We start from the raw sequence: 21,908 nt of genomic DNA on the forward strand, positions 1-21,908 counted from the left end.
GGATCAGCCCAGGTTGTCCTGAATCACACCCAACACCTTGCGGGCCACATCCGCCGGCGCCACGGTGTTGATGTTCTTCTCGACGGTGACCTGGACGTTGTCGCCGACCTTGCTCAGGCGAACCTGATAACGCTCGGCGCGAGCCTCGATTTCTTCCTTGTCCGGCTTGCTGCCGAACAGGCCACTGAAGAAGCCAGGCTTCTCGTCTTTCTTCTCGGCCTTTTCAGCGAGGTTGATGTAGTAAAGGCCCAGGCTGCGGTTGATGTCTTCAACGCGCCACTCACCCTGCTCCAGCGCACGGCCAACGCTCGACCAGGCACGGTCCAGGTCGGAGCCGACGTTGAGCACCGGGTTGCCGCTGCCGTCTTCGCTCAGGCTGACGCGGCTCGGCGCATCGAATTCCTTGGACGCCAGCATCGAGACCGAACCGCCCTGCTCTGCGGTACGACTCATGCTGGCAAGCATGTCGTCCACCAGCGCAGCGTCGAGGCCGGTATTGACCGAACGGTTGGTGAAAGCCACGTCGGCGGTGCTGCCGGCAGGCCGCTCGGCGCTGACCACATAGACTTCACTGGTGTTGCGCTGCACGCCCGGCTCGATACGCACCCGCACGCGGGTTTCGGCGTCGGCCGCGACACCGGCGGCGCTCATGCGCTTGGCCATGGCGGCAGACAGTTCATCGGAGCGCTGCCAGGTGGTGGTGAATTCGCCAGTTTGTGGGCGCTGTTCGTCCAGGCGGAAACCGTTGTCCTGGAAGAACTGGATCGCCACGGGCCAGACCTCGGCCGGTGGATGCTGGCCCATGACCCAGCTGGAGTCGCCACTCTTCTGCAGGGTGTAGTCGCTGGCATCGGCCACGGCCGACAGCGGCTGTGGACGTGGGACGATGTATTCGCCCTTGACGCTATCGTCGGCTACGTTGCGCGGGATCGGCAGCAACGGATCCAGGCGCTTGGCAACGCTGACGTCTTGCGGCAGTTGCATCGGTGCAGTCTGTTGCGCCTGCAGGTAATCGCTACCACGGTCGCGGAAGTAACCTTCCGGTCCCCAGATCCATCCGCAGCCGCTGGTGCTGGAGATAATCAAGGCAAGTGCGGAAAGTCCGGCCATTCGCTTCATGCGTTGTACTTCCTCAATTAAACCAGGACGCCGGACTGGCGCAGGGCCTGCCGCAGCGGTTCGTGACAGGGGGTGCTCAGCCAGGTCAGTGGCAGGCGGATGCCTTCGTGCATCAGGCCCATCTCAACCAAGGCCCACTTCACCGGAATCGGGTTGGCCTCGATGAACAGGTCCTTGTGCAACGGCATCAGTTTTTCGTTGATTGCCCGTGCAGTCTCGGCGTCGCCCTTGAGCGCGGCCTCGCACAGGTCGGCCATTTCGCGCGGGGCAACGTTGGCAGTGACGGAGATGTTGCCCTTGCCACCCATCAGGATCAGCTCGACGGCTGTCGGATCATCACCGGACATCACGATGAAGTCCTTGCTCACGCCATCGAGGATGGCCTTGGCGCGCTTCATGTCGCCGGTGGCTTCCTTGATGCCGATGATGTTCGGCACGGTGGACAGGCGGATCACGGTCTCGGCCTGCATGTCGCAGGAGGTGCGGCCGGGAACGTTATAGAGGATCTGCGGGATGTCGACGGCTTCGGCAATGTGCTTGAAGTGCTGGTACAAGCCTTCCTGGGTCGGCTTGTTGTAGTACGGAACGACCAGCAGGCAGGCGTCGGCACCGGCTTCCTTGGCGTTGCGGGTCAGCTCGACGGCCTCGCGGGTCGAGTTGGCGCCGGTGCCGGCGATGACCGGAATGCGACCGTTGACCTGCTTGACCACGGCACGGATGACTTCGATGTGCTCATTGACGTCGAGGGTTGCCGACTCGCCGGTGGTACCGACGGCGACAATGGCATGGGTGCCGTTCTCAAGGTGGAAGTCCACGAGTTTGCTGAGGCTGGCCCAGTCAAGATGCCCTTGTGCATCCATGGGTGTGACCAGTGCCACCATACTGCCCGCAATCATGAAACCGCTCCTGCCGGAAAAAGAGAGCGGTAATGGTACTGGCGCCAAGATGCTTGTACAAGCGAACTACCATTCCCCTTGGCGATGGTTTTCGCTACCCTTCAGGCTTTGATCGGTACCGACAAGCTCATACGCCGGTTTCCAGCCTCCGTTTTCGTCGCCGCAAGCCCCGATCCCGGGTTTGTCCTGGTGCGTTCCTGCTGTCGTGGAATGCAGCGCAACCCCGGGCACAAGGCTTGAGCTCTTCGTTTCCGGACCTGGCGCTGTGTCGAGCGGCAAAGGTACCGACCGCTCATCGCTTTAGGAATGCTGCATGTCCACCCCCACAGTCCGCGAACAATTCCTTGTTATCAGTGCCCTTGGCGCCAACCCCATGGAGCTGACTAACGTCCTGTGCCGCGCCAGCCATGAAAATCGCTGCGCCGTCGTGACCTCACGCCTGACCCGTCATGGCGAATGCAGTGCGCTCGTGCTCGAGATCTCCGGCAGCTGGGACGCCCTGGCTCGCCTGGAAGGCAGCCTGCCGGTGCTGGCCAAGAAGCATGCGTTCACCGTCAACGTGGTGCGTAGCGCCGCGTTGGAGAACCGTCCCCAGGCCCTGCCCTACGTGGCCTACGTGAGCTCGGCCTATCGTCCGGACATCATCAACGAGCTGTGCCAGTTCTTCATGGACCATCACGTCGAGCTGGAAAACCTGACCTGCGACACCTATCAGGCCCCACAAACCGGCGGCACCATGCTCAATGCCACGTTCACCGTGACCCTGCCGGCAGGCACCCAGATCAGTTGGCTGCGCGATCAGTTCCTGGACTTCGCCGATGCGATGAACCTGGATGCCCTAATCGAACCGTGGCGCCCACAAAACCCAATGTAAGGAAGCGTTCATGGCCGTTGCCGTCGACCAGCCGGTTACCGATTTCCAGGCACCCGCCACCAGCGGGCAAACCGTCAGCCTCGCCGCCCTCAAGGGCAAGCAGGTGGTGATCTACTTCTACCCCAAGGACAGCACCCCCGGCTGCACCACCGAGGGCCAGGGCTTTCGCGATCAGTACGCGCAGTTCCAGGCCGCCAACACCGAAGTGTTCGGCATCTCCCGGGACAGCCTCAAGTCCCACGAGAACTTCAAGTGCAAACAGGAATTCCCGTTCGAGCTGATCAGTGACAAGGACGAGGCCGTCTGCCAGCTGTTCGATGTGATCAAGCTGAAAAAGCTTTATGGCAAGGAATACCTGGGCGTTGATCGCAGCACATTCCTGATCGACAAGAACGGCGTGCTGCGCCAGGAATGGCGTGGCGTGAAGGTGCCGGGGCATGTGGATGCGGTGTTGGCGGCGGCTCAGGCCCTCAACAAAGGCTGAAATTTTCGCTGCCTGTACTGGCGCTATCGCGAGCAAGCTCGCTCCCACACTGGATTTGTGGTGTTAATAAATCCAGTGTGGGAGCGAGCTTGCTCCGGGCGGCGTTCCGACGATGAGGCCATCAATCCCGCTACAACAGCGGCGCCACCACCGGCTCCTTGCTCGGCCACGCATCCAGCACCGCCTTGAACAGCGTCGCCAGGGGTATCGCAAAGAACACCCCCCAGAAGCCCCACAACCCGCCAAACAGCAGCACCGCACAGATGATCGCCACTGGATGCAGGTTCACCGCCTCGGAGAACAGCAGCGGCACCAGCACGTTGCCGTCCAGCGTCTGGATGATCCCATAGACCGCCATCAGGTAGATGAACTGGTCGCTCCAGCCCCACTGGAACAGCGCAATCAAGGCCACCGGCACGGTCACTACCACGGTGCCGACGTAAGGCACCACCACCGAAATGCCCACCAACATCGCCAGCAGAGCAGCGTAATTGAGCCCCATGCTCACGAAACCGATATAGGTCACGCCGCCGCAGATGAAAATCTCGATGACTTTGCCGCGAATGTAGTTGGCGATCTGGCGATTCATTTCCTGGGCCACCCGAGTGATCAGCGCTCGCTCCCGAGGCAGGTAGCCCCGCACCCAGCGCCCGATCATTTCCCGGTCCTTGAGAAAGAAAAACACCAGGATCGGCACCAGCACCAGATAAATCATGATGTTGACCAGCAGCGGCAGGCTGGACAACGAAAACGTCAGCGCCCACTGACCGAACTTGCCAATTTGCCCGCGCACCACGTCGATGGTCTGCAGAACCTGCTCATCGGACACCAGGTGCGGATAGCGCTCGGGCAGCAGCAACAGCAGCGATTGCCATTTGGCGAGCATCCCCGGCAATTCGTTGAACAGCGTCACCAACTGGTGCCAGAGCAGCGGCACGATCACGACGATGAACAGCACGAGCAAGCCCATAAACAGGGCGAACACCAACCCGACCGCCACGGCCCCCGGCAGCCGCAGGCGCTCCAACGTGGTGACCAGGCCCTGCATCAGGTACGCCAGCACCATCCCCGCCAGCACCGGCGCCAGCATGCCGCCCAGGGTCAGCACGGCGGTAAAGGCCAGGAACAGTAGAACAGCCAGGACCACCGCCTCTTCATCGGAGAAGTAGCGCTGGATCCAGTCGCGTAACACTTTGAACATTAAAAATCCTTAAGAAACGCTGTCGGTTTTCAGGCCTTTTTCAGCCAGTAACGGTAGACGCCGTTATCGTCTTCTTCACGCAGCAGCGTATGACCGGCCAACCGGGCGAAGGTGCGGAAATCACGCTGGGAGCCCGCATCCGTGGCGATCACCTTGAGCACGCTGCCGCTGGCCAGGCGATTGAGTTCCAGCTTGGCCTTGAGCAACGGCAACGGACAGTTCAGGCCGCTGGCGTCCAGTTCGGCATCGTGGGCTACAGCATCAGTCATGGGTTCACTCCGCGGCAGATCGTTGAGCGGCCTAGAATATCTGGTCCCGGGCCCGGTGTCCGGCTACAGTAAGGTCTTTGTCGACTAAGGCTTCGTGCATGACATTTCTGCGCCCCACCCTGCTGACGCTTGCTTGCCTGCTTGCCTCACCGGGCTTCGCCGACGACCTGCCGTCACTTGGCGACGCCAGTTCTGCCATCGTCTCGCCCGAACAGGAGCACCAGCTGGGCCGCGCCTGGCTGGCCCTGCTGCGCAGCCAGGTTTCACAGCTCAACGATCCACAACTCAAGGACTACGTCGAATCCAGCGTCTATAAGCTGGTGGAAACCAGCCAGGTCAACGACCGACGCCTGGAGTTCATCCTGATCAACAGCCCGCAGCTCAACGCCTTCGCCGCACCTGGTGGAATCGTCGGGGTCAACGGCGGCCTGTTCCTCAATGCACAGACCGAAGGCGAATACGCCTCGGTCATGGCCCACGAACTGGCGCACTTGTCACAACGCCACTTTGCCCGCGGCGTCGAAGCCCAGCAGCGCATGCAAGTGCCAATGATGGCGGCGCTCTTGACCGGCATCGTGATTGCCGCCGCCGGTGGCGGTGACGCCGGGATCGCGGCCATCGCCGGGACCCAGGCCGCCGCCATCCAGGAACAACGGCGCTTCTCACGCCAGAACGAACAGGAAGCCGACCGCATTGGCATCCAGAACCTGGAAAAGGCCGGCTACGACCCGCGGTCCATGCCGACCATGTTCGAGCGCCTGATGCGCCAGTACCGGTTCGACGCCAGGCCCCCGGAATTCCTGCTGACTCACCCGGTAACCGAATCCCGGATCGCCGACACCCGCAACCGCGCCGAACAGGCCAAGCCGGGCGGCATCGAGGACAGTGTGCGCTATCAACTGATTCGCGCGCGGGTCCAGTTGATCTATGAAGAAACCCCGGGTCTGGGCGCCAAGCGCTTCCGGGCACTGCTGGATGAGAACCCGAAGAACGACGTGGCGCGCTATGGCCTGGCGATCGCGCAGATCAAGGGCGGCCAGTTGAATGAAGCACGGGAGAACCTCAAGCCATTGCTGGCCAAATCGCCCAACGAGATCATCTACAACCTCGCCCAGGTGGACCTGGACATCACCAACAACAAACTGGCCGACGCTCAATCGCGCGTCGACCGGATGCTGAGTCAATACCCGGGCAACTATCCGCTCAACCAGGTACGCGTCGATCTGCTGCTCAAGCAGAACCGCCCCGCCGACGCCGAGAAGGCCCTGGAATCCTTGCTCAAGACCCGCCCGAACGATCCGGACGTCTGGTACATGGTGGCCGAGACCCGCGGGCTGTCGGGCAATATCATCGGCCTGCATCAGGCTCGTGCCGAGTACTTCGCACTGGTAGGCGACTACCGTCAGGCCATTCAGCAGTTGGACTTCGCCAAACGGCGCGCCGGCACCAATTTCCCTCTGTCGTCACGCATCGACGCCCGGCAGCGGGAACTCATGGAGCAGGAACGCATGGTCAAGGACATGATGGGCTGAGCATTTGCCAGACAATAAAAAACCGCCTCTATCGAGGCGGTTTTTTTTGAGCTGCTAACCGGTCATTCGGCCAGCTTGAAGGTGATGAAGCTTGCACGCCCCTGACGCAGGACCCGCATCGAGACCGAACGATTCTTCGGCAACGCCTTGGCGATGTCGGTGAACTCCTTGGCGGAACCGATGGCCTGGTTGTTCAGGTGCGTAATGATATCGCCCGGCTGAAGACCGATCAGGGCGGCAGGACCATCCTGCACCTCCTTGATCACCACACCGCCCTGTAGCTCCAGGGTGCGCTTCTGCTCTTCGGTCAGCTCGGCCACAGCCACGCCAAGACGGTTGCTGCTGCGCTCGACGCCAGACTTGGGCAGCGAATCCAACTCCTTGCCTTCTTCAGGAATGGCGCCGACGGTCAATTCGACGTTCTTGCGCTTGCCTTCACGAATCACTTCCAGATTGGCCTTGGCACCGGCCTTGAGGGCACCCACCAAGTGCGGCAGGTCGGCGGACATGACGATCGGCTGACCGTTCATGCTCAGGATCACGTCACCCACTTGCAGGCCGCCCTTGGCAGCCGGGCCACCTTCCTGGATCTGCGCCACCAGCGCACCGGCCGGTTTTTCCAACCCGAACGACTCGGCCAGGTCCTTGTTCACTTCCTGAATGACCACGCCCAACCAGCCGCGGCTGACCTTGCCTTCGCTTTTCAGTTGGTTGGACACGTCCATGGCAACGTCGATCGGAATCGCGAAGGACACGCCCATGAAGCCGCCCGAACGGGTATAGATCTGGGAGTTGATGCCGACGACCTCACCCGCAAGGTTGAACAGCGGGCCACCGGAGTTACCCGGGTTGATCGGCACGTCGGTCTGGATGAACGGCACATAGTTTTCGTTCGGCAGGCTACGACCGATGGCGCTGACAATCCCCTGGGTCACGGTGTGGTCGAAGCCGAACGGCGAACCAATGGCCACGACCCATTGGCCAGCTTTCAGGTCCTGGGATTTGCCCAGCTTGAGCACGGGCAGATCCTTGCCTTCGATTTTCAACAGCGCCACGTCGGAACGTGGATCGGTGCCGATCAGCTTGGCCTTGAGCTCGCTGCGATCGGCCAGACGTACCAGGATTTCGTCGGCATCGGCGATCACATGGTTGTTGGTCAGGATGTAGCCGTCAGAAGAAATGATGAAGCCCGACCCCAAGGATTGCGCTTCGCGTTGGCGACCACCGCCGGGTGAACGCGGCTGTTGCGGCATGCCGCGCTCGAAGAACTCGCGCAGCATGGGCGGCAAGCCTTCCAGGTCCGGCATCTGCTGGTCCGATACACGGCGATCCGGCAGCTTCTGGGTCGTGCTGATGTTCACCACGGCGGGCGAAGCCTGCTCGACCAGTTGCGTGAAATCAGGCAGTTCAACCGCCATGGCAGGAACGGCCTGGCCGAGCACAAGCACGGTGGCAAAAATGGAGAGATAGGTTTTCAAGCGTGGTATCGACATACGGCTCCCGTTACGACGAGCATGGTTAAGCGATATGGAGCAAGGAATACCAGGAAAAGATACGCCGGTATTTTTGTTCCGGGAACAGACAAGGCCAGGGCCGAGCGGCCCTGACCTATAGAAAAAAAACTGGGTTTTTGCAAATGAAAATGCTGACAGGAAGTTTCGGCATTTCGATCAAGCCCTGGCGTCATCAGCCTCTTGCGCAATCGAATCCCTCCGCAGCCAGCAGGCTATTGAGTCGCCGTGACGTCGGAACGCATGGAAAGCGCAATCCGTTCCGCCGTACCGATAGGAATCTCACCGACCACCGTGACCATCATCTCGCCCTGAGGCGTCGTGAGCCTACGGGAAACGGCAGCGGTCGGGCCGAGCTGAGTACGGGTATCGGTGGCGTTGGCACCGTTCAACGGCTCCAGGAACACCGAGAAACGCGCCAGGCCATCGTCGTACATCAAGCTGTTGACCTGGACCTGGGTATCCGGGTCCTTGCGCACAGCACTGCTGGACAGTTCGAAGCCAGGCGGAAGCCAGTCCGAGTGCCAGGTGGCTTTCACCGCGACGAGCTTGGCGGAATCCGGCACGACAGCCTTGCATTCGGCGCTGACTTGCAAATCACCGTCTGTCGGCGCAGCGACGTTCAAGCGGGTGAACTGGAAACGTTCGAGCAACTGGCCCTTGTCATTGAGCAACAAGGACTTGAGCGGCAGGCCGGTCTCTTTGTCCAGGTGCAGCTCGAAGCCATAGCGATGCTGATCCTTGGGCGTCAAAGATACAATGACCGCTTGGCGTCCAGCCACGCGCGACTTGCCAATGACGGCCAGGTCATACCAATTCTTGAGTTTTTGCGGATCGAGCGTACGTGAGGTGCCGTCAGGTGTATTGCCCAGCCCCGCGATCAAGGAGCCACTGACGCATTGAGTATGCCCATCAATGCGCAGGACTTCCTGTGCCGAGCCATCGAGCTGGAGTAACCGCTCGCGGACTTTGCCATCCTGGACGCGATGCCAGATGTTATGGGTAGAAAAACTACCGTTGCGCTCGTAAACGAAAGTGCCCTGGAAGCTCTGCTGTTGCTCGGCTTGACTCAGGCGGCTCAACCAATCCTGAGCCTCATCGGCATGGGCTGGAATCGCACACCAGCCACCAAGCAGAAGCGTGAATAGAGGTATGGCGCGCAATGGTTTTCCTTATTAACGGTTTTCCAGGCTAGCTGCACGGGCGTAAGGCAGCGCGCTTTCAGTACCTTTCAGGGCAGCTTGCTGAGCATGCTGACGCAGGTAGTTGGGCAGACGCTGATCATGCCAGCCGGGTTGGCCTTGCAGAACACCATTGACCATCGGGCCTGCGGTTTCCGAGCCTTCGCTGTAACCGGCCAGTACCGCTGGGCCTTTGACCTGTGGAGCGACCAGGCCTGGCTGGTTGGACTGCTGCGCCATCTGCACGCCGGCAATCTCATCCTGATTGTACAGGCGCACACCGGCCAGTACGGCCACGGTGACCGAAGCGGCTACCGCCAGGCGACCCAGGCTGCGCCATGGTCCGCGAGAAGCTTTTGCCGGTACGGCTTCGTCAGCCAATGCAGCAGAAACGGCCGCAGCGATGTCCAGGCGTGGAAGCAACAAGTCCTTGTGCATCACAGCCCGGGCGATCTGGTAACGAGCCCAGGTCTCACGGGTTTCAACATCGTCGAAGGCATTCAATACCCGACGCAATTCCAGTTCGTCCGCTTCGTTATCCATCACTGCGGACAGCGATTCCTGCAGGGCTTCACGACTCATGGCGTTCCTCTCTTGGCTGTCGCCGCTGTCTCTAGTTTTCCTGCAACAAAGGTTGCAGGGCTTTATCAATGGCCTCCCGAGCGCGGAAGATCCGGGAGCGCACGGTGCCTACAGGACATTGCATGACGCTCGCAATGTCTTCGTAACTCAGACCGTCGAACTCACGTAAAGTTAAAGCCGTACGCAAATCTTCGGGCAATTGCTGGATGGTTCGATGGACAGTGCCCTCAATCTCATCCCGCAGCAACGCGCGTTCTGGTGACTCGAGATCCTTGAGGCCATGATCGCCATCATAGAACTCGGCATCCTCAGAACTTACATCACTATCCGGCGGCCGGCGGCCGCGTGAAACCAGATAGTTTTTCGCCGTGTTAATGGCGATGCGGTAAAGCCACGTGTAAAACGCGCTGTCCCCGCGAAAATTACCAAGTGCGCGGTAGGCCTTGATGAAGGCTTCCTGAGCGACATCCTGCGCTTCATGGGTGTCGTGCACGAAACGCACGATCAACCCGAGAATTTTGTGCTGGTACTTAAGCACTAGCAGATCGAAAGCTCGCTTGTCGCCGCGTTGGACGCGCTCGACCAGCTGCTGATCCTCTTCCTGGGTTAGCATGAACACTCCTCGATAAGCTCGAAGGAGGCTTGCATTACTAATTGACCGGGCTTGCAAACATAGACTCGGGCTTTTCGCAAAAGTTCTCCCCCTTCCAAGCAAGTTTCCGGCGCGCTCTGATCTCGGCACGCACGAAAAACGCAGCAGGAGATTCCCCGGCTGCGCGAATAATCTGTCACCGGGCCTGACGGCAGAGACTCCAATCGAAATCTTGCACCAACCCGACGCTGCTCCCTTTTGCAGACAACCGTCTATTGAACGTAGGCGCTTGGCAAAAGTTCCCGCTATTTATAGCGCTGTACACTGAAGATCAGGCAACCGTGATGAGATAAACAGCGTTCTGTCCTCGAAACGGCGGCCTTATCCACTTTTTACCAAAACCGGTGATCCGACGAAGCGTGTCGCTTTTCTGTCACGCTGGTTTCACATTGCCATGAATGCCCGGCTATTGTGCCGATCCCCCCTCTATATACTAGTGGGCTGCGTGGCTGCCTGACCCGTTGAAGCGGTGTCTTGCGCCAACCCCGACCCGGGTCGCCTTGAGCGGAAACCATTCGAATGAGCCAACAGTTTCAACACGATGTTCTGGTAATCGGCAGCGGAGCCGCCGGATTGAGCCTTGCACTGACGTTGCCTGCGCATTTGCGCATTGCCGTACTGAGCAAGGGCGACCTGGCCAACGGTTCGACCTTCTGGGCCCAGGGTGGTGTCGCCGCCGTGCTGGACGATACCGACACCATTGAGTCCCATGTCGACGATACCCTCAACGCCGGCGGGGGCCTTTGCAATCCACAGGCGGTGCGTTTCACCGTGGAACACAGCAGGGAGGCCATCCAGTGGCTGATCGACCAGGGGGTGCCGTTTACCCGTGACGAACAGTCGGGCACCGAAGACGGCGGTTTCGAGTTCCACCTGACGCGCGAAGGTGGCCATAGCCATCGGCGCATTATCCACGCGGCCGACGCTACCGGTGCGGCGATCTTCAAGACCCTGCTCGCCCAGGCGCGACTGCGGCCGAACATCGAGTTGCTGGAACAGCGTGTTGCGGTCGACCTGATCACCGAAAAACGCCTGGGCCTGGACGGTGATCGCTGCCTCGGTGCCTACGTGCTCAATCGCGGCACCGGTGAAGTCGACACCTACGGCGCGCGCTTCGTCATCCTGGCATCCGGCGGCGCAGCGAAAGTCTACCTGTATACCAGCAACCCCGACGGCGCCTGCGGCGATGGCATCGCCATGGCCTGGCGTTCGGGTTGCCGGGTGGCGAACCTGGAGTTCAACCAGTTCCACCCCACCTGCCTCTATCACCCGCTGGCCAAGAGCTTTCTGATCACCGAAGCCCTGCGTGGCGAAGGTGCACACTTGAAGCTGCCCAACGGCGAACGCTTCATGCAGCGCTTCGATCCACGCGCCGAACTGGCCCCGCGTGACATCGTCGCCCGGGCCATCGACCATGAAATGAAGCGCCTGGGCATCGATTGTGTCTACCTGGACATCAGCCACAAGCCCGAAGCGTTCATCAAGAGCCACTTCCCGACGGTGTACGAACGCTGCCTTGAGTTTTCCATCGACATCACCAAGCAGCCGATCCCGGTGGTGCCGGCGGCGCATTACACCTGCGGTGGCGTGATGGTCGACCAACAGGGCCGTACCGATGTGCCCGGCCTGTACGCCATCGGCGAAACCAGCTTCACCGGCCTGCACGGCGCAAACCGCATGGCCAGCAACTCGCTACTGGAATGTTTCGTCTACGCCCGCTCGGCGGCGGCAGACATCCTGGCGCAATTGCCGCAGATTGCCGTTCCAGCCGCCCTGCCCTCGTGGGACGCCAGCCAGGTCACCGATTCGGACGAAGACGTGATCATCGCCCACAACTGGGACGAACTGCGGCGATTCATGTGGGACTATGTGGGCATCGTGCGCACCAACAAGCGCCTGCAACGGGCACAACATCGGGTGCGTTTGCTGCTGGATGAAATCGACGAGTTCTACAGCAACTATAAAGTCAGTCGCGACCTGATCGAGCTGCGCAACCTGGCCCAGGTGGCCGAACTGATGATTCGCTCGGCCATGGAGCGCAAGGAAAGCCGGGGGCTGCATTACACCCTCGACTACCCGAACCTGCTACCCGAAGCGCTGGACACTATCCTGGTGCCGCCCACCTACGCCGACTGAACTTGAGCCGCACCCGCAGGCGCCGATGGACATCCGGCGCCAGCGCGTCGCGCGGCACACACAGCGAGCGGACCCGCCACTCACCCTGCACGCGAAAACGCAGCACGATAATCATCGGCAGCGCCAGGCTATCGGGACGCAGTTGCACAGCCTGCCACCCATCGGCCCGGCTCCAGAGCTGCCAGCCAGCGGCATTACGACGCAACCCGCAGAAAGCGCGGCGATGGGTCAGCACTACATGTCGGGGGATCACCCAGGTACCATGGGCCAGGCACAATACGATGCCAAGCGCTGCGAACCAGGATGGGACGGACAACAGGAACAACGAACCCAGGGCGAACACCTGGGCCAGCAGATAGGCCGCCAGCAGTTGCCCGGAGGCCTGCCAGCGGCATTCGAAGCGATTACTTGGGTTGGACACGGTCCAGAATCATCCGGACCATGCGCTGCAACTCAGGGTCTTCGGATTCGCTGCGCTCCATGAACCAGCCGAACATGTCCTGATCCTCGCATTCGAGCAGGCGGACATAGCACGCGCGGTCCACTTCATTGAGATGGGGATAAACCTCTTTGACGAATGGCACCAGCAACACGTCCAGCTCAAGCATGCCTCGGCGGCTGTGCCAGTAGAGGCGATTCAGTTCAACATCTTCGACCATGGAGCGCTCCTCAAATAGAGCGCAAGTATACAGGCCCCGCCGCAGTGGAACAGACGGCTTTGGTCGGCCACCACCGATCCTTTGTGAACTACCCATTTCAAGGGCGCCCCCTTATGATGTCTACCAGACCTTTTACCCTGCGATGACCCATGGCTGATTCCGCTTTTTTCTGCACCCTGTCCCACGAAGGCGTCCTCGCGGTCCGCGGCGTGGATGCGAGCAAATTCCTGCAAGGCCAATTGACCTGCAACCTCGATTACCTGAGCGACAGCCGGGCCAGCCTCGGCGCCCGCTGCACCCAGAAAGGCCGGATGCAATCGAGCTTCCGTATCCTGCTCGAAGGCGACGGCGTGTTGATGGCCATGGCCACCGAATTGCTCGAACCGCAACTGGCCGACCTGAAAAAATATGCCGTGTTCTCCAAATCCAAGCTCACCGACGAAAGCGCAGCCTGGGTTCGCTTCGGCCTGGAAAACGCCGACAAGGCGCTGGCCGGCCTGGGCCTCGAACTGCCGAGCGACACCGACAGCGTGGCACGACATGAAGCCTTGATCGCCATCCGCGTATCTCCCGGTCGCACCGAATTGTGGGCCCCCGCCGAACAGGCACAGACGCTGCGAACCCGCCTGGGCGCAGAACTGGCCGAGACGGACCTGAACCCCTGGCTGCTGGGCCAGATCCGCGCCGGAATCGGCCAGGTCATGCCGGCCACCCGCGAACTGTTCATCCCACAGATGCTCAACCTGCAAGCCGTCGGCGGCGTCAGTTTCAAGAAAGGCTGCTACACCGGCCAGGAAATCGTCGCCCGCATGCAATACCTGGGCAAGCTCAAGCGACACCTGTATCGCCTGCAACTGGACGCCAGCGAACTGCCGGAGCCCGGCACAGCGCTATTCTCCCCCACGCATGGCAGTTCCATCGGTGAAGTGGTGATTGCCGCCCGCGGCGAGGGAAACATTGAACTGCTGGCGGTATTGCAGGCCGAAGCAGCAGAAGACAACAATTTGCACCTTGGTACCTTGGAAGGCCCACGCCTTCAATTGTTGGACCTGCCTTACGAACTGGATCGCGACCGCGAAATCCAGCGCTGATCGCAGCATTTGCCGCAATACCCTAGAGAACCGAAATGAGCGATTTGGCGGATAAGGTCCAACGGGATTTGGTGCAGGCCATTGATAACGATGACTTGGTTCTGCCGACATTACCGGAAGTGGCTCTGCAGATTCGCCGGGCCGCCGAAGACCCGGAAATCAGCGTCAGCAACCTGAGCAAAGTGATCGGCCGCGACACGGCCCTTTCGGCACGCCTGATAAAAGTGGTCAACAGCCCGCTGTTGCGCGCCGCCCAGGAAGTCACTGACCTGCACACGGCCATTACTCGGCTGGGCGTCAACTACAGCAGCAACCTGGCCATCGGCCTGGTCATGGAGCAGATTTTCCATGCCCGCTCCGAGGTGGTGGAACTGAAGATGCGCGAAGTCTGGCGCAAGAGCCTGGAGATCGCCGGCGTCAGCTATGCGCTGTGTCGCGGTTACACCCAACTCAAGCCCGATCAGGCCGCGCTGGGTGGGCTGGTGCACCAGATCGGCGTGCTGCCGATCCTGACGTATGCGCAAGACAACAATGAATTGCTGTCGGACCCGGTCAGCCTCAACCATGTCATCGAAACGATTCACCCGGTGCTGGGGGATAAACTACTCAGCGTCTGGGAGTTTCCGGAGCGGTTGGTGAAGCTGCCGGGGCTGTATCTGGATTTCACCCGCGATTCCAAGCAAATCGATTATGTCGACTTGGTGCAGGTTGCGGCGCTGTATTGCTACAAGGACTCCGACCATCCCCTGAGCCAGGTCGATCTGTTCTCGGTCCCGGCTTTCAGGAAGCTGGGCATCGACCTGGACAACAAGGCCCGCTGCGCGGATATCGAGGAAGCGCGGTCGATGTTTTACTGAACAAGCCCATCGACTGGAATCTGCTGCCTATTGTGGCGAAGGGATTTATCCCCGCTGGGTTGCGAAGCAGCCCCCAGAATTTATCTGTCACCGCAGCGTGCCAGCCGAGCTGTAGGGGCCGCGTCGCGACCCAACGGGGATAAATCCCCTCGCCACAACGGTGCCCACACAAGACTCAATCTGTGCCGGGTACAAAACTCACCCGCACCTTCAACCCACGCTCCTGCCCGTCGTGCAAGGTGATCTGCGCCAGGTGAGCGCGACAGATTTCGCCAACGATCGCCAACCCAAGACCCGAGCCTGCCACTTGCTGATTGCGTCGATAGAAGCGTTCGAACACCCGATCACGCTCGTGCAGGGGGATGCCTGGCCCGTCGTCTTCCACTTCCAGCACCGCCGGCGCGGTGACCCGCAGGATCACGTTGCCGCCGGATGGCGTATGCGCCAGGGCGTTGTCCACCAGGTTGCTCAACAACTCGTTCAACAAGGTCGGCTCGCCCCGCAGCCATACCGGCTCGTCGGCTTCCAGGGCCAGCGCCACCCCTCGGGCATGGGCCAGCGGGGCCATGGCCATGCCCAACTCACGGGCCAACTGGCTGAGATCAAGCAGTTGCGCGCCGCCCTCGGCAATGGCCCGGGCACCGTTTTCCACACGCGCCAAGGACAGCAATTGGTTAGCCAGGTGGGTTAGCCGGTCAGTGCCCTGGGCCGCACTTTCCAGGGTTTCACGCCAGGTCGCCGGTTCACTGGCACGCAAGCCCAGCTCAAGACGCGCCTTGAGCGCGGCCAAAGGTGTGCGCAGCTCATGGGCGGCATCGGCGATGAACTGCGCCTGACGCTCGAATTGCCCACGCAGACGCTCGGTGAAATGGTTGAGGGCCCGCACCAGCGGCCATAATTCGTGCTGCACTTCCACCAGCGGCAACGGCCGCAGATCGTCCGACTGGCGCTCCTCCACCGCCGTGCGCAAACGCTCCAGCGGGCGCAGCGCCGCGCTGACTGCAAACCACACCAACAGCAGCGCGCCCACGGCCAGCATGCCCAGGCGCAACAGCGTGTCGGCCATCAGGCCACGGGCCATGCTGACCCGCGCTTCTTCGGTCTCCGCCACGCGTATTTCCGCCATGCCGTTCATGTTCGGCTCACTTACGGGCTTGAGCAGGCTGACCACCCGCACGCTCTGCCCGTGATACTGAGCGTTATAGAAGCGCGCCAGGGCCGGATAATCGTCCGTGCGGGGCGTCCCGGGCGGCGGGCCGGGGAGATTTTCGTAGCCGGAAATCAACTTCTTGTCGATGTCATTGACCTGGTAATAGATGCGTCCGGCGCTGTCGTAGGCGAATGTATCCAGGGCCACGTAGGGCACATCCGCGCTGAGGCTGCCATCACGCTGCGACAGGCCCGCGGCGATGGTCCGGGCCGAGGCCAGCAAGGTCCGATCGTAGGCGGTGTCGGCAGCCTCGCGACCGTTCCAGTAGGCGCTCAAACCGCTGGCAAGCATCAACACCACCAGCAGCAGTGCGAGGTTGCGAAGCAGCCGCCAGCGCAGGCTGTCGGGCTTATGCATTGCGATTTTCCAGCAGGTAGCCCAGGCCGCGGAACGTCACGATCGCCACCGCATGACCATCGAGTTTCTTGCGCAAGCGATGGACGTAGATTTCGATGGCGTCTGGGCTGGCCTCTTCGTCCAGGCCGAACACTTGGGCCGCCAGTTGCTCCTTGCTCATCACCCGCCCCGGCCGGGCAATCAACGCCTCCAGCACGGCTTGCTCGCGGGATGTCAGGGTCAGCAGTTCGTCATCGAGGGTAAAGCGGCGGGTGTCCAGGTCATAGACTAGCCCGCCACAACGCTGCTGGCGTTCGCCGCCCAGCACGCTGCGACGCAGCAAGGCCTTGACCCGAGCCTCCAGCTCAGTGAGCTCGAATGGCTTGGCCAGGTAATCGTCGGCCCCCAGGTTGAGGCCATGGACACGGTCCTTGACGTCGCTGCGGGCGGTCAACATCAGCACCGGCAACGTCTTGCCACGGGCCCGCAGACGCGCCAGCACCTCGAACCCGTCCATGCGCGGCAGCCCGACATCGAGCACCGCCACGGCGTATTCCTCGCTGCTCAAGGCCAGGTCGGCCGCAACGCCATCGTGCAGCACGTCCACAGTCAAACCGGTGCTCTTGAGCGCCTGGGCAACGCTTTCGGCGAGCTGCAGATGGTCTTCGACGAGCAGAACACGCATGGGTTATTCCTCGATTCAGGGATGGCCGGCGCCATTCTTTGGCGCGGAGTTTACAGCCGCATCCGCCACTGTGAAGCCAAAAAACACGCTGAAAGCTTTTGAAAGGTTAGCGAAAGGTTGGGCGATTAGAGTCCGTTCACGGTTAGTTTCGACTACCCGCTGCGACGCCCTATCGCAAACGAAAAACGCCCCGAAGCGTTTTCGCCCCATAAGAACAATAAAAGCGGAGTATTGACCATGCAGTCCATGCAGCTCCAGGCCTCAGTGCCCACTCGCCCTTCTCGCTTCAACCAGGCCATCGCGGCCGTACAGATCAATGACATTGCCCAGGCCGACAATCGCGCCTTGACGTCATGCTGCGCCACGGATTTCGGCACGCCCGTCATCACAAGGCCAGGGATCATGGACCGCGATCGCTAATGGACCTTTTGCCGCCTTACCTCAAGGGCCGGCAAAACCCGATTCTGCACCCCACACAACAACAACTCCTGTGGAGACGATAATGAACCTATCACTGCGTAAAGTAGCCCTGGCCGCCGGATGCCTGATGTTCGCCGGGCAGTTGCTCGCCGCTGACCCATCCAAAGAGCCCAAGCGCCCCGAGTGCATCGCGCCGGCCGCCCCTGGTGGCGGTTTCGACTTGACCTGCAAACTGGCGCAAAGCGCGCTGGTCAATGAAAAACTGCTGACCAAACCCATGCGCGTCACCTACATGCCCGGCGGTGTCGGTGCGGTGGCCTACAACGCGGTGGTTGCACAGCGTCCGGCCGATGCCGGCACACTGGTAGCCTGGTCCAGCGGTTCGTTGTTGAACCTGGCCCAAGGCAAGTTCGGCCGTTTCGATGAAAACGCCGTGCGCTGGCTGGCCGCCGTTGGCACCAGCTATGGCGCCATCGCGGTGAAGAGCGACTCGCCGTACAAGAATCTCGACGACCTGGTACAGGCCCTGAAGAAAGACCCAGGCTCCGTAGTCATCGGTTCCGGTGGCACCGTGGGCAGCCAGGACTGGATGCAAACCGCGTTGATCGCCAAGGCTGCCGGTATCGATCCGCGCAAACTGCGCTACGTGGCCCTTGAAGGCGGTGGTGAAATCGCCACTGCCCTGCTCGGTGGTCATATCCAAGTGGGCAGTACCGACATCTCCGACTCCATGCCGCACATCCAAAGTGGTGACATGCGTCTGTTGGCAGTGTTCTCCGATAAACGCCTGGACGAGCCGGAAATGAAGGACATTCCAACGGCCCGTGAACAAGGCTACGACATCCTCTGGCCGGTGGTCCGTGGCTTCTACCTCGGGCCAAAGGTCAGCGACGAAGACTACGCCTGGTGGAAAGACGCTTTCGACAAACTGCTGGCTTCCGAAGAATTCGCCAAGCTGCGTGACCAGCGCGAACTGTTCCCGTTTGCCATGACCGGCCCGGAACTGGATGCCTATGTGAAGAAACAAGTGGCTGATTACAAGGTGCTGGCCAAAGAGTTCGGCCTGATCCAGTAACCGTCTCTGTTCTCGCAGCGGCGCTGGCACTGCCGGCGCCGCCCAGGAGTTAGTCATGCTCACCCTCCAACGTATTTTTGCCGCAGTGCTGCTACTGGCCTGTATCGGCCTGGCGCTCATGGCTTGGCCCTATCAAGCCGCCTTTTCCTACGAACCGGTCGGCCCCCGCGCCTTTCCCTTGCTGATGCTCGGGCTGATGGGGCTGGCGCTGCTGTACATGCTGTTTCGGCCTACACCCATCGTGCACAGCGAAGAGGACCCGCAACTGGACCGTGAGACCCTGCAGAAAATCGGCATTTGCGTGGTGCTGCTGCTGGTCTTCGCCGGGACCTTCGAGCCCCTGGGCTTCATCGTCGCCAGCATCCTGATCGGGGTGCCGATGGCACGCCTGTATGGCGGTCGCTGGGTGCCGAGCGCGGTGATCATCAGCCTGATGGCCATCGGTCTTTACCTGTTGTTCGACAAGCTGATGGACGTGCCGCTGCCCCTGGGCCTGCTCGACGTCCTGGAGAATTGATATGGATACCCTGAATTATCTCGGCCAGGGTTTTGGCGTTGCACTGACCCCCTACAACCTCGTCACGGCCCTGACCGGCACCTTGATCGGCACCGTGGTCGGCCTGCTGCCGGGCCTGGGGCCGATCAACGGCGTGGCCCTGCTGATCCCGATTGCCTTCGCACTGGGGCTGCCGCCGGAGTCGGCGCTGATCCTGCTGGCGGCGGTGTACCTGGGTTGCGAGTACGGCGGACGCATCAGCTCGATCCTGCTCAACATCCCCGGTGAAGCCTCCACCGTGATGACCACCCTCGACGGCTACCCGATGGCCCGCCAAGGCCTGGCCGGGGTGGCATTGTCGCTGTCGGCGTGGAGTTCGTTCATCGGCGCATTCATCGCTACCTGCGGCATGGTGTTGTTCGCACCGCTGCTGGCCAAATGGGCGATTGCCTTCGGGCCGGCGGAGTATTTCGTCCTGATGGTATTCGCCATTGTCTGCCTCGGTGGCATGGCCGGCGACCGACCGCTCAAGACGTTCCTCGCGGCGCTGATCGGCCTGTTCCTGTCCTGTGTCGGGATCGATGCCAACAGCGGCGTCTACCGCTTCACCGGTGACAACATTCACCTGACCGACGGTATCCAGTTCGTCGTGCTGGTGCTGGGCCTGTTCTCTATCAGCGAAATCCTGTTGCTGCTGGAAAAAACCCATCGTGGCCAGGAGGCAGTGAAAGCCACCGGGCGGATGATGTTCAACTTCAAGGAAGCAGCGTCGGTCTTTACGGTGAACCTGCGTTGCGGCGTACTCGGTTTCATCATGGGCGTGTTGCCGGGCGCCGGTGCGACCCTGGCCAGTGCCGTGGCCTACATGACCGAGAAACGCATTGCCGGCGCGGGCGGCACCTTCGGCCAGGGTGACAAGCGCGGCCTTGCCGCCCCGGAAACGGCCATTGGCGGCGCAGCCTGCGGTGCGTTGGTGCCGATGCTGACCCTCGGCGTTCCCGGCTCGGGCACCACCGCAGTGATGATCGGCGCGCTGTCGCTGTACAACATCACCCCCGGTCCCCTGCTGTTCCAGCAACAGCCGGACATCGTCTGGGGCCTGATCGCGTCGTTGTTCGTCGCCAACGTCATGCTGGTGATCCTCAACATCCCGATGATCCGTATCTTCACCCGCATCCTGGCGGTGCCGAATTGGGCGTTGGTGCCGGTCATCGCGATCATCACCGGGATCGGTGTCTATGCGGTACATGCCACCACGTTCGACCTGTTCCTGATGATCGGTATCGGCATCTTCGGTTACATCCTGCGCAAGTTGGATTTCCCGCTGTCGCCGGTGCTGCTGGGCTTCATCCTCGGTGGCCTGATGGAGCAGAACCTGCGGCGGGCGCTGTCGATTTCCAACGGTGCGCTGGAGATCCTCTGGTCGAGCCCGATCACCTTCGGCTGCTGGGTGCTGACGGCGATCATGCTGTTCATGCCATTGCTGCGGATCTGGCGTCGTCGCGCCGCACAACGTCGCGCCCTGGCCAATGTCTGAAACAACCTTCAGACAATGGTGGGGAACACCGCTGGTCGGCCTGGCCGGCGGTTACCTGGCCAGCCTTATCGGCTGGCCTTTGCCCTGGATGGTCGGCTCGTTGTTGGCGATCATCCTGGTGCGCTGCCTGACGCCGTGGCAGTTGATGGAAATCCCCGGCGGCCGTAAATGCGGCCAATGGGTGGTGGGCATCGGCATCGGCCTGCACTTCACCCCCGTGGTGATGGAGCAGGTATTGAGCCACTTCGGCCTGATCTTCTTCGGCGCGCTGATCACCAGCGTGTCCAGCGTGGTGAGTGTCTGGCTGATGCGTCGCACCGGCGAGGACCGCGCCACCGCGTTTTTTTCGAGCATGCCGGGCGGTTCCGGCGAAATGGTCAACCTCGGCGCCCGCAACGGCGCGGACCTCAGTCGTGTTGCTGCGGGCCAGAGCCTGCGGGTGCTGGTGGTGGTGCTGTGCGTGCCGGCGGCGTTCAAGTACCTGTTGGGCGAAGGCGCCCCGGTGCAACACGCCACCACGGTGGACTGGCTTTGGCTGGCGATCCTGTTCCCGGCGGGCGCCCTGCTCGCCTGGGTCTGGGAGCGCTTGCGCCAACCCAATCCCTGGTTGTTCGGGCCATTGCTGGTCAGTGCGGCGGTGAGCGTCGGTTGGGACCTGCACATCGGCCTGCCCAATGGCGCCAGCCAGGTCGGCCAATGGTTGATCGGCAGCGGATTGGGTTGTCATTTCAACCGGCAGTTCTTTCGTCGGGCACCATCGTTCATGGGCCGCACGTTGGTGGGCACGGTGTTGACGATGCTGATCGCCACGCTCGCGGCCCTGGGCCTGAGCAGCCTGACTCATCTGGATTTGCGTTCGCTGACATTGGGCATGATGCCCGGTGGCATCGCCGAGATGAGCCTGACGGCGCAAACGCTGCAACTGTCGGTGCCGCTGGTGACGGCGTTGCAGGTGATGCGCTTACTGTTCGTGCTGTTTCTGGCGGAGCCGCTGTTCAGGTATTGGACGCGCAGGCCGGGTTCGGACATATAGACCCAGTTGCCTTCATCGCGAGCAAGCTCGCTCCCACATGGGATCTGTGATGCACCATAGAACCCTGTGGGA

General features: G+C 61.3%; 23 protein-coding genes. 11 read left to right on the forward strand and 12 right to left on the reverse strand.

Annotated features, from left to right (window positions below; all coding sequences use genetic code 11):
- Nucleotides 1–3: 3 nt before the first annotated feature.
- Both bamC and dapA read right to left on the reverse strand, forming a co-directional pair.
- Complete coding sequence (bamC, locus tag KI237_RS22770; protein ID WP_212797157.1) at nt 4–1,119, reverse strand: NlpB/DapX family lipoprotein; 1,116 nt, start codon at nt 1,117–1,119, stop codon at nt 4–6.
- A gap of 17 nt (nt 1,120–1,136) precedes the next feature.
- On the reverse strand, nt 1,137–2,015 hold the full coding sequence (gene dapA, locus KI237_RS22775; protein WP_212797158.1) for a 4-hydroxy-tetrahydrodipicolinate synthase: 879 nt from the start codon (nt 2,013–2,015) through the stop codon (nt 1,137–1,139).
- Between the two features lie 313 nt (nt 2,016–2,328).
- Between dapA and KI237_RS22780 the strand changes: the two genes are divergently transcribed.
- Both KI237_RS22780 and KI237_RS22785 read left to right on the forward strand, forming a co-directional pair.
- Entirely contained in the window at nt 2,329–2,889 is a 561-nt protein-coding gene (locus KI237_RS22780; protein WP_003184325.1) for a glycine cleavage system transcriptional repressor, read from the forward strand.
- Nucleotides 2,890–2,899: 10 nt separating this feature from the next.
- On the forward strand, nt 2,900–3,373 hold the full coding sequence (locus KI237_RS22785; RefSeq protein WP_212797159.1) for a peroxiredoxin: 474 nt from the start codon (nt 2,900–2,902) through the stop codon (nt 3,371–3,373).
- Nucleotides 3,374–3,503: 130 nt separating this feature from the next.
- Here the strand turns inward: KI237_RS22785 and KI237_RS22790 are convergent, their stop codons facing one another.
- Complete coding sequence (locus KI237_RS22790) at nt 3,504–4,574, reverse strand: AI-2E family transporter (protein ID WP_212797160.1); 1,071 nt, start codon at nt 4,572–4,574, stop codon at nt 3,504–3,506.
- A 29-nt stretch (nt 4,575–4,603) separates the two neighbouring features.
- The gene (locus tag KI237_RS22795) at nt 4,604–4,843 is read right to left on the reverse strand and encodes a sulfurtransferase TusA family protein (protein WP_014337032.1); all 240 of its coding nucleotides are present in this window, start codon (nt 4,841–4,843) and stop codon (nt 4,604–4,606) included.
- A 98-nt stretch (nt 4,844–4,941) separates the two neighbouring features.
- On the opposite strand from KI237_RS22795, the gene KI237_RS22800 reads away from it, so the two are divergent.
- Nucleotides 4,942–6,375, forward strand: coding sequence for a M48 family metalloprotease (locus KI237_RS22800; protein ID WP_212797161.1), 1,434 nt, complete (start codon nt 4,942–4,944; stop codon nt 6,373–6,375).
- A gap of 62 nt (nt 6,376–6,437) precedes the next feature.
- On the opposite strand, the gene KI237_RS22805 is transcribed toward KI237_RS22800, so the two are convergent.
- The 4 genes from KI237_RS22805 to rpoE all read right to left on the reverse strand — a co-directional run bounded on the left by KI237_RS22805 (nt 6,438) and on the right by rpoE (nt 10,262).
- Nucleotides 6,438–7,868 (reverse strand): DegQ family serine endoprotease, encoded by a 1,431-nt coding sequence (locus KI237_RS22805; protein ID WP_212797162.1) that lies wholly within the window; start codon nt 7,866–7,868, stop codon nt 6,438–6,440.
- Nucleotides 7,869–8,101: 233 nt separating this feature from the next.
- Nucleotides 8,102–9,049 carry a MucB/RseB C-terminal domain-containing protein gene (locus KI237_RS22810; RefSeq protein WP_212797163.1) on the reverse strand — a complete coding sequence of 316 codons (948 nt, stop codon included), beginning with the start codon at nt 9,047–9,049 and terminating at the stop codon, nt 8,102–8,104.
- Between the two features lie 12 nt (nt 9,050–9,061).
- Nucleotides 9,062–9,649, reverse strand: a complete 588-nt coding sequence (locus tag KI237_RS22815) for a sigma-E factor negative regulatory protein (RefSeq protein WP_046065129.1) — start codon at nt 9,647–9,649, stop codon at nt 9,062–9,064.
- Nucleotides 9,650–9,680: 31 nt separating this feature from the next.
- Nucleotides 9,681–10,262, reverse strand: a complete 582-nt coding sequence (rpoE, locus tag KI237_RS22820; protein WP_003172477.1) for an RNA polymerase sigma factor RpoE/AlgU — start codon at nt 10,260–10,262, stop codon at nt 9,681–9,683.
- A 558-nt stretch (nt 10,263–10,820) separates the two neighbouring features.
- Here rpoE and nadB point away from each other — a divergent pair.
- Nucleotides 10,821–12,437, forward strand: a complete 1,617-nt coding sequence (nadB, locus tag KI237_RS22825) for an L-aspartate oxidase (RefSeq protein WP_063322532.1) — start codon at nt 10,821–10,823, stop codon at nt 12,435–12,437.
- On the opposite strand, the gene KI237_RS22830 is transcribed toward nadB, so the two are convergent.
- Both KI237_RS22830 and KI237_RS22835 read right to left on the reverse strand, forming a co-directional pair.
- The gene (locus KI237_RS22830) at nt 12,406–12,858 is read right to left on the reverse strand and encodes a protein YgfX (protein WP_212797164.1); all 453 of its coding nucleotides are present in this window, start codon (nt 12,856–12,858) and stop codon (nt 12,406–12,408) included. The two genes, nadB and KI237_RS22830, sit on opposite strands and share 32 nt — an antisense overlap.
- Nucleotides 12,842–13,096: an FAD assembly factor SdhE gene (locus KI237_RS22835; RefSeq protein WP_003184348.1), complete on the reverse strand. Its 255-nt coding sequence runs from the start codon at nt 13,094–13,096 to the stop codon at nt 12,842–12,844. The genes KI237_RS22830 and KI237_RS22835 overlap by 17 nt, the downstream gene beginning before the upstream one ends.
- 149 nt (nt 13,097–13,245) lie before the next feature.
- Here KI237_RS22835 and ygfZ point away from each other — a divergent pair, with 149 nt between their 5' ends.
- Together ygfZ and KI237_RS22845 are read left to right on the forward strand one after the other, a co-directional pair.
- A complete protein-coding gene (gene ygfZ / locus KI237_RS22840; RefSeq protein ID WP_212797165.1) occupies nt 13,246–14,187 on the forward strand; it encodes a CAF17-like 4Fe-4S cluster assembly/insertion protein YgfZ in 942 nt (313 codons plus the stop codon).
- A 35-nt stretch (nt 14,188–14,222) separates the two neighbouring features.
- Nucleotides 14,223–15,044: an HDOD domain-containing protein gene (locus tag KI237_RS22845; RefSeq protein ID WP_212797166.1), complete on the forward strand. Its 822-nt coding sequence runs from the start codon at nt 14,223–14,225 to the stop codon at nt 15,042–15,044.
- Nucleotides 15,045–15,219: 175 nt separating this feature from the next.
- Here the strand turns inward: KI237_RS22845 and tctE are convergent, their stop codons facing one another.
- Complete coding sequence (gene tctE, locus KI237_RS22850) at nt 15,220–16,611, reverse strand: two-component system sensor histidine kinase TctE (RefSeq protein WP_212797167.1); 1,392 nt, start codon at nt 16,609–16,611, stop codon at nt 15,220–15,222.
- Nucleotides 16,604–17,275, reverse strand: coding sequence for a two-component system response regulator TctD (gene tctD, locus KI237_RS22855; protein WP_003198779.1), 672 nt, complete (start codon nt 17,273–17,275; stop codon nt 16,604–16,606). The genes tctE and tctD overlap by 8 nt, the downstream gene beginning before the upstream one ends.
- 237 nt (nt 17,276–17,512) lie before the next feature.
- On the opposite strand from tctD, the gene KI237_RS22860 reads away from it, so the two are divergent.
- The 5 genes from KI237_RS22860 to KI237_RS22880 all read left to right on the forward strand — a co-directional run bounded on the left by KI237_RS22860 (nt 17,513) and on the right by KI237_RS22880 (nt 21,836).
- Nucleotides 17,513–17,695, forward strand: coding sequence for a hypothetical protein (locus KI237_RS22860; protein WP_212797168.1), 183 nt, complete (start codon nt 17,513–17,515; stop codon nt 17,693–17,695).
- An 82-nt stretch (nt 17,696–17,777) separates the two neighbouring features.
- Nucleotides 17,778–18,770: a Bug family tripartite tricarboxylate transporter substrate binding protein gene (locus KI237_RS22865; RefSeq protein WP_212797169.1), complete on the forward strand. Its 993-nt coding sequence runs from the start codon at nt 17,778–17,780 to the stop codon at nt 18,768–18,770.
- Nucleotides 18,771–18,825: 55 nt separating this feature from the next.
- Nucleotides 18,826–19,287 carry a tripartite tricarboxylate transporter TctB family protein gene (locus KI237_RS22870; protein ID WP_212797170.1) on the forward strand — a complete coding sequence of 154 codons (462 nt, stop codon included), beginning with the start codon at nt 18,826–18,828 and terminating at the stop codon, nt 19,285–19,287.
- A gap of 1 nt (nt 19,288) precedes the next feature.
- A complete protein-coding gene (locus KI237_RS22875) occupies nt 19,289–20,803 on the forward strand; it encodes a tripartite tricarboxylate transporter permease (RefSeq protein ID WP_212797171.1) in 1,515 nt (504 codons plus the stop codon).
- Complete coding sequence (locus KI237_RS22880) at nt 20,796–21,836, forward strand: AbrB family transcriptional regulator (RefSeq protein WP_212797172.1); 1,041 nt, start codon at nt 20,796–20,798, stop codon at nt 21,834–21,836. Before KI237_RS22875 ends, KI237_RS22880 begins: the two co-directional genes overlap by 8 nt.
- The last annotated feature ends 72 nt before the right edge of the window (nt 21,837–21,908 follow it).

This window comes from Pseudomonas sp. St316 (assembly GCF_018325905.1).
GTDB lineage: Bacteria > Pseudomonadota > Gammaproteobacteria > Pseudomonadales > Pseudomonadaceae > Aquipseudomonas.